This window comes from Bacteroides faecichinchillae JCM 17102 (assembly GCF_000614145.1).
Lineage (GTDB): Bacteria > Bacteroidota > Bacteroidia > Bacteroidales > Bacteroidaceae > Bacteroides > Bacteroides faecichinchillae.
In genome coordinates, this window is sequence record NZ_BAKK01000021.1 from 63659 (window position 1) to 71574 (window position 7916).

At 36.7% G+C, this 7916-nt stretch carries 5 protein-coding genes and 1 pseudogene; all 6 read right to left on the bottom strand.

From position 1 onward, the window contains the following. Window positions 1-19 precede the first annotated feature (19 nt). A complete protein-coding gene (gene neuC, locus JCM17102_RS11875; protein WP_025075285.1) occupies window positions 20-1132 on the bottom strand; it encodes a UDP-N-acetylglucosamine 2-epimerase in 1113 nt (370 codons plus the stop codon). Between the two features lie 72 nt (window positions 1133-1204). Further along, window positions 1205-2347, bottom strand: coding sequence for a LegC family aminotransferase (locus JCM17102_RS11880; protein WP_025075286.1), 1143 nt, complete (start codon window positions 2345-2347; stop codon window positions 1205-1207). Beyond that, on the bottom strand, window positions 2340-3341 hold the full coding sequence (locus JCM17102_RS11885; RefSeq protein ID WP_025075287.1) for an acyltransferase family protein: 1002 nt from the start codon (window positions 3339-3341) through the stop codon (window positions 2340-2342). The genes JCM17102_RS11880 and JCM17102_RS11885 overlap by 8 nt, the downstream gene beginning before the upstream one ends. An 11-nt stretch (window positions 3342-3352) precedes the next feature. Next, a pseudogene (locus JCM17102_RS27395) lies at window positions 3353-4559 on the bottom strand (UDP-N-acetylglucosamine 4,6-dehydratase). A 42-nt stretch (window positions 4560-4601) separates the two neighbouring features. Beyond that, on the bottom strand, window positions 4602-5729 hold the full coding sequence (locus JCM17102_RS11895) for a chain-length determining protein (protein ID WP_025075288.1): 1128 nt from the start codon (window positions 5727-5729) through the stop codon (window positions 4602-4604). A 7-nt stretch (window positions 5730-5736) separates the two neighbouring features. Then, window positions 5737-7916 (bottom strand): SLBB domain-containing protein (locus JCM17102_RS11900; RefSeq protein ID WP_025075289.1); only part of this gene is annotated, 2180 nt, incomplete at its 5' end.

Sequence of the window (7916 nt, forward strand, 5' to 3'; positions counted from 1 at the left end):
GAGTATCTCACCACTTATTTTAATACGGTGTCTCTCTATTTAGATACATTTTTACTTGTGTAATAATTCTCTCTGAAGCATACCCATCTCCCCAATATTTATCTGCCTTTTTATAATCAGACAAATGTAAGAAAGCGTTTAAAATAGAATCTGTCAAGGAAGTACAACAGCAAACATTTCGACAAATGTGTCGTCCCTTCTGTCTATTTCCTATGTTTATGACAGGTATTCCAAGAAAAGGCGCCTCAATGATACCTGATGATGAATTTCCGACAAGACATTCAACTTGCCGCATTATACTAAGATAACGCATTTGCCCAAGAGAAGCAAACACTCTAAATTGTTCGTTATTGATTATATCCCAGAAGTCATTTATTTGAGTTCCACCAAAATCTGCATTCGCTTTAGTTATAATGTATTGTACATCATTCTGCATTAACATCGCCTCATATAGGTTATGTACCATTTGCATATTATCCTCAATACTTGACTTTGTTTCACTGTGCAAGGTCACAAGCATCCATCGCTTCGTGACATCAAGACCTAAACATACTGCCAATTGATCCCGAGAGAGTACTGCACATCGCAAGAAACTATCCAATCCCGGTTCACCAACAGTAAAAATATTTTCCTCACAACCAAGTATACGTTTCAAGTTATGAGCAGATTCCTCAATACCTGGGAAATGTAGTGAGGACATACATGAAACAGCATTTCTAATTTCATTATCAATGGCACCCTCGGTTATATCGCCTCCCGATATATGCGCGATTGGTATACGTTGTACCAATGCTGTACTAACAATAGGAAGAAGTTCATAACGATCACCTAATACAACTATCATATTAGGCTGTAGTCGTCTAAAGGATTCACTTATTCCAATAGCACATTGTCCCATGGAATATGTTATATCATACACATTCCTTGTAGATAAACACATATCTACTTTTTCATCAATAACATATCCATCTTCTTCGACAAATTTATATGTTTCACCAAACTCTTCAGAGAGATGTGCACCTGTTACAAGTAGTTGTAACTGTAAATCTGGATCTTTTTGAATCCCATCAATAATCCATCTTAATACGCCATACTCAGAACGGGTCGCTGTTACAACACACACTTTTTTCATTAATACCATTTATTTACAGCTTGCCAAAGATTAAAAAATCACTCTCTGCAACAAACTCGCCTAACTTCACTATTATTTTATTACGCTGCTTGGTATATTTACTATTCGATCTGCCAGCCATTTGGTATTCTTCAATCCGTCCGTCTCATATTCTTCAAACATTTCTAACCGATTCATCAGTTCCCACACAGGACGAGTCATCACACCATGATCGTTAGTATATTCAAGAAATGCTTGTTGAGCCTTGCGATCTTTTAATATAATTGCATTTAACCAATAATTAGAACGGCAATCTGCAGGTTCGATAAAAAATTCTATTTCAGGAATATGAGAAAAAAATTCCTGATACTTCTTTGCTGTTTCACGCTTGTTCTCTACATAACGTTCCAGATTTTCTATCTGAGCACACCCCAAAGCTGCATTGATGTTGGGCATACGGTAATTGTAACCAATATGGTCGTGAACAAATTCCCAACGATGAGGTACTTTTGCTTGAGTAGTCAAATGTTTGGCAAATTTGCCTAATTCTTCATCTTGAAACAGAAGCATGCCACCACCACCTGTCGTTATTGTCTTATTCCCATTGAAACTTATGGCTCCAATCTTGCCAAAGGTTCCTGTATGCCGGCCTTTATAAAAGCTGCCAATGCTTTCGGCAGCATCTTCAACCAGTTCGATATGATATTCGTTACAGACTTCAACCAGCTCGTCTATTTTCACCGGATGGCCAAATGTATGCATCGGTACACAGCATTTTACTCTCCGCCCTGTGTTCTTGTTAAAGCACTCTCCGCCTCTAACCTCTGCATTCTTTATCAGCCAAGCTTTTACTGCATTAGGAGAAAGTCCTAGAGTCTCTTTATCTACATCAATAAATACAGGATGTCCTCCAATATAACTGATTGCATTACAAGTAGCAATGAAAGTCAAAGCTTGAGTGAGAACTTCATCATCACGTTCCACTCCTACAAGCATCATTGCCATATGCAGAGCATTCGTTCCACTCACACAGACTACAGCTTTCTTTGCACCGGTATAATCAGCAACCATTTCTTCGAAACGATCTACAAACTTGCCGACACTTGAGACATACGTAGAATCAATACATTCGTTCAAATACTTCTTCTCATTTCCTATGAATAATGGAACATGAAGAGGTACTGTTTCCTCAGTCATGTATAATTTGTGAATAAAATCTACTATACTACTATACATTATTATTTAATTTTAGTTTAGGTGCTATATATCTTTTATATAGCAAAACCGGATATATACTTAAAGAAGTAGTCAATACAATTTTTATCAGAACTGCCAAATAGATATTTCCAATGAAATCCATACATTCATAAGAAGGGAAAAAGGTAAACACAAACATTTGTAACAGAAAAATTTCATAAGAATATTTTCCGATTATACTAAACCAAGATTTCAAATACCCTCCTAATTGTTGGTAAACTTTATAGAGTAAATAAACAAATAGATAAGCTACATAAAAATAACATATCCAATGAAAGATAGCCCAATCATTATAAAAAAATAGAGGTTCTAAATTAATATCAGTATATTCAAAAATTAGAATAAAGAAAATACTAATAAATGATAGAATCACTGTCTTTTTATTAATCTCAATTCCTCTAATTACCCACATATATCCTAAATAAATTAAGAATAAATATCTTATAGCTAGCAGCCGATATAAGCTAGCCGGTATATGAATATAAGCAAACACAACCTCAAACAAAACCGAAACAAAAATAAAAATAAGCAACAAATACCCCCCCCTAATTCGTTGAATAGCAACTGCTACAAGAGGTAATATTAAAAAGAACTGCACATAAATCCATACATAATATGAACCTGGTCCTATACCTCCAGATAGTATAATACTTTTTATGGTGGTAATAAGGCTATGCTGTTTAAGAAAAATCAACAAAATCAATTGTATTACAATAAGTAATATAAAAGGTTTGAATATTCTATGAAACAATTTTTTAAAGTCATAAGATAAAGAAATATGATTAACTCCTCTCTTATATGCATGAAATACTTGCAGGAGAAGGAAGAGTGGAACAGCTTGTGCTCCCCATAAAGAAAATAACATATATTCTTGTAGTGGAAGACAATGAGTCAATACTACAAAAAGAATACATACTCCTTTCAAATAATCGATAAAAGGATCATAACCTTTTTTTTCTATAGGTACAAGCATATTATACACTTTCACATTTTCTGATCTAAATTCTTCCCTCTTTCCTCATGATCAAAATTTGGAAGAAATCGTTGAAGAGCAGATACGATATCAGACTTATGGCAGTCAGGGTTAGAAAATAAGATTTCTAATTCTTCAAAAAATGAATTCAATTCCGACAGAGGGCGTTTCTTTACATCCTCAATAACTCCCAACGAAAAAAAACGTTCTACATTGAGTTTCTCACCGGGAACAAAGAATTCTTCATAGTCTTTTTCTCCTGTAGTATCACTCTTAAAATAAATAACCGGATATATTTTACTGTTATCGGACATTTCGGAAGCATATTTTCGGGCTTCTTCATCGGTGGCACACTCTTTCTTTTCATATCCAAGTGTTTGGAGAAAACGGTCACAAATCGTAGAGAAAGTGATCATCTTCTCTTCTCCTAATTTAGGAAAGAATATTTCACCATTATTGCCCAGAATGCAAGCAAGCATGCAAATCTGCCCACTTTCTTCCGGAGATACGAAATAACGTTTTACATCACAAGGAGCTGCGAGAGGTTGTTTCTTCATGATACGGTCGATAAAACCGGCCAACAAAGAACCATTGGAAAAGGCTACATTAGCAAAACGGGCTGTGGTAACCTTGAATTTGGAAGAGTAGGCCATGATCATATCTTCATGATACGCTTACTGGCTCCCATTATATTAACAGGATTGGCTGCCTTATCGGTAGAAACACAGAAAAAATGTTTAGGAGGATATTCTGCTAACAAATCTAACAGCTTTTTAGCCTTAATTACATTGTTTTCTATAAGTGCTTGAACTGAATATTCATCTTTCTCACTTCGTACATGCTTGTGAGCAGAAAAGTTGGCTACAATATCAAAACCTTGTTCTTTACGAAATATACGTTCAAAAATGGGATCAGAAAAATTGAGTGTATAAGTACGATATTCTTCAGGAACATACATTCCATATGTAGAGCGTAAGTCTCGTGTCAGCTCGGCTAAACCGTTCTCGTTGAGGTCTACCACTACAAGTTTAGAAGGTTTGAAAGAGAGCATAGAACGAATGTAAGAGGAACCTATGGAACCGGCGCACCTATCACCAGCAAACTCTTTCCTTCAATTTCTTTACGCAATTGTTTTTTGTTTACTTCGATATCGGACAAAAACATACTAACCGGACGAGAAGTTATGTTCTCTCCTATAAATTGGTTTATATTTAACATAATAATATTAATCGTTGATATTAATATACAGGTATCGGTCTATTATTCTTTACCTATGTGCTTTAAGTTCATCCACAGGCCCTTACCAATCAGCACCCATCCGGTGGTACTCACAACTGATAAAAAGACAAATAGTAACACATATATCCTCACTCCCACACCGGAAGGCTGTTTCGGAACAACAGCAGGTTCTACCACCGCAAACACTGGTTTCTCTTCTTGTACTTTAGCTCTGGATACTTGTAACTGATTAGCAACTTGGCTATATACCTGATAAGCAAGACTCATATCATTCTGTAAACGTTCTTGTTCGGCACGAACGCTTTGAAGAATAAGATTATCATGTGAATCTACATAATCAGCATATTTCTTTTGAGCGGTGTAATATTCCTGTTGTCGTTCCTTAAATAACTTTTCCAAATAAGCACAGTCTTCTTTGGCTTTGAATGTGCGATAAGAAATAATGCATTCTTGCAATTTGCTGACCACAGAATCTGCTACAATCGCAGCGATTTTAGGATTTTGCAGAGTAACGGATACATTTGTTATTGCAGTCTTATTGTCTACTTTCACTTTTATGTTTTGCCGAAGAAGATTAATTTTAGAACTTTGCTCATTCGTCAACTCAATAGTTCTTTCTCCTTTCTTTTCGGAGCTTTGGTCACTTTCGTCTGTAAAAATAGTTTTCACACTTTCAATCAGCATACCGGGAATTCCGACCACATAATTCCACCAAGGAGTTGATTGCTCGTCTAAGTAACTATCCAGATCTATCTGAGTATCAACATCCGAAGTAGGAATATTCATAACTAACAACTCTAATAGAAAAGGAGTGGAAGAAACAATATCTGAAGAAAGGGAAGCATTTAATGCATCTGCACCGTCACTTCCGGAAGTACCACTTCCTAAAAACGAAGCAGCTAATCCTGCAAGGCCACTTCCACTCTTATTTCCTCCCATTTCCGGAGAAAGCGTAACACTGACTGTATATTGTTTGGGAATACTCAAAGCTACAACGATACCAATAATGACTCCTATTCCTGCTGCTTTGTACAGTAATTTGCGAATACCGACAATCTTACGGAAGATTTCCATCAAATCGATTTCCATCTCATCATTCTGTTTGGTAGTTTCCACCGACCGTTGATTTTCTATATTTTGTTCAGACATCATTTTGTTACTTCTTTATCAGGTTAGCAACAGAAGCGATCATCATTCCCAAAGAACTGAAAGAGGTGGCATAACCCAAGATCTCACCCACATTGGTACGCTTCTTGGATTTACTTGGAACGATAATCTCGCAACCCGGTTCTATCTGTTTCTTACCGCTACCTTTTACTTTAGTTACCTGACCATTCATATACACAATAAACTTCTTACTCTTCTTCGCATTATCGGAATAACCACCAGACTGATTCAAATAATAGTCCAGATCTTTACCCTCCAAATAAGATACAGTATTTGGAACCATCACAGCACCATTAATTGTTACCGTATTCGTATTTTTAGGAATAGAAATAACATCGCCTTCACGCAAAACTAAATCAAATGTACTTCTTGGATTAGATATAGCTTTCTCCAAATCAATGCCCACAGTAAAAGAATCCTCAACCTGAATACCCAAAGAATCAATCATAGATTCTCCCAACTGACGACGCATCAAACGGATCACATCGCCCATACGTTTCTTCTCACTAGCATTAGCGACACGAGTCAGCTTGGAACCACGCAGATAAGCGTAATTAGTAGCACCACCGGCTTTCCTTATTAAATCAGAAAGACGTTCTTCTTTATTCGTCATAGCATAATTACCACCAAAAAGTATTTCACCTTCAATAGTTACATTTTGTTGTGCCTGATATCCAGGACTACGACGCACATAGACTTCATCATAAGGTTGAAGAACAAATCCAGGCTGTCCATCCACTACAAAGCCATCTTTTAAAGAAAAAGTATACATTTGACCAATAGTATCATTTTGTACTATACTACGGGGATTCTTGATTCGTCTTGTCACATCCACACGAACAGTAGAAGCAGCTTCACGTAACCCTCCTGCCTGAATAATAAGATCTTCCAAAGTCATATTATCAGCATAAGGATATGAATCCGGTTTAGCAACTTCACCATGAATCGTTATATTACCTCGATCTTCTAAATCATGTATGCTCGGAATATAAAGAATATCATTCTTCATCAAGGCGATATTGGGAACTGTACCATCCATGATAGATTTTATATCTATAGGCATTACTTCTGTAGTTAAGTCTTCACGCTGACGATATAAAACAGAACGGTTTAGAAAAGCGTCACCGGTTAAACCTTGAGCTTCATTTACCAATTCACGTATAGTATTGAGTTTTCCACTTAGTTGATAAATACCGGGCCGATAAACAGCACCACGAATTTCCAGTTTATTAGTGAAACGGTTCAGAATGGCTTCGGCAGTAACAACATCACCGTTACGCATCGGATAAACACTATAGTCGATTTCTTTAACGGTATTCACTTCATATTCCTGACCATTTTGACGAACAATACGTAATGAGCGGGTATAGGCATCTGCTTCGAAACCACCGGCATACTTGATTAAAGAAGACAGAGGTTCATCCTTTTTCATCTCGAAACGCATAGGGCGTTTCACTTTACCACTGATTTTAACTAAGACTTCATAAGCAGGAACGATGACAACATCACCTTCTTGTAAACGAATGTCATCCTGAGTATTACCTTTCATGATAAATTCATAGACATCAATCGTAGCAATCTTTTTTCCACCTCTTACCAGTTGAACATCACGTAAGCTGCCGATATCACTTACTCCACCGGCACGATAAAGAGCATGGAACACAGTGGAAAAAGCCGAAAGAGCATAGGTTCCCGGTTGAACTACTTCACCCATGATATTAATCTGAATAGTACGGATATTACCTAATGTCAAACGAATATCAGAACTAGGATCAGTGTTGTTATTCAAACCATTATAGATCTTGTTCAGAGACTTCTTTAAATATTCATTAGCTTCGGAAACTGTTAGACCACTTAAATAAACAGGACCTATTTTTTGAATATTGATCGTTCCATCAGGAGAAATCTGTTGGCGAATTGTGTTCTGACTGGCTCCCCAAATATCGATAATTACTTCATCACCGGGACCTAAACGATAGTCGGAAGGAGTAGCCAGATTGACACTAGGCTCGAAAGTCAGGTTTCGGGTATTGAAAATATTACGACCAAACACTTGATCTTCACGAGCCAAATCTTGAGTGGTAGGCTGATCTTCCAACATATCAGAAGTATTCTCCTTCATCTCTTCACGCAATCGGGATTCATTGACATCCGTTCCGGTAGATTTAG

Bases quoted from the DNA above. Each gene is read 5' to 3' on its own strand.
- JCM17102_RS11880 (WP_025075286.1), bottom strand. From the start codon at position 2,347: ATGTATAGTAGTATAGTAGATTTTATTCACAAATTATACATGACTGAG.
- neuC (WP_025075285.1), bottom strand. From the start codon at position 1,132: ATGAAAAAAGTGTGTGTTGTAACAGCGACCCGTTCTGAGTATGGCGTA.
- JCM17102_RS11895 (WP_025075288.1), bottom strand. From the start codon at position 5,729: ATGTCTGAACAAAATATAGAAAATCAACGGTCGGTGGAAACTACCAAA.
- JCM17102_RS11885 (WP_025075287.1), bottom strand. From the start codon at position 3,341: ATGCTTGTACCTATAGAAAAAAAAGGTTATGATCCTTTTATCGATTAT.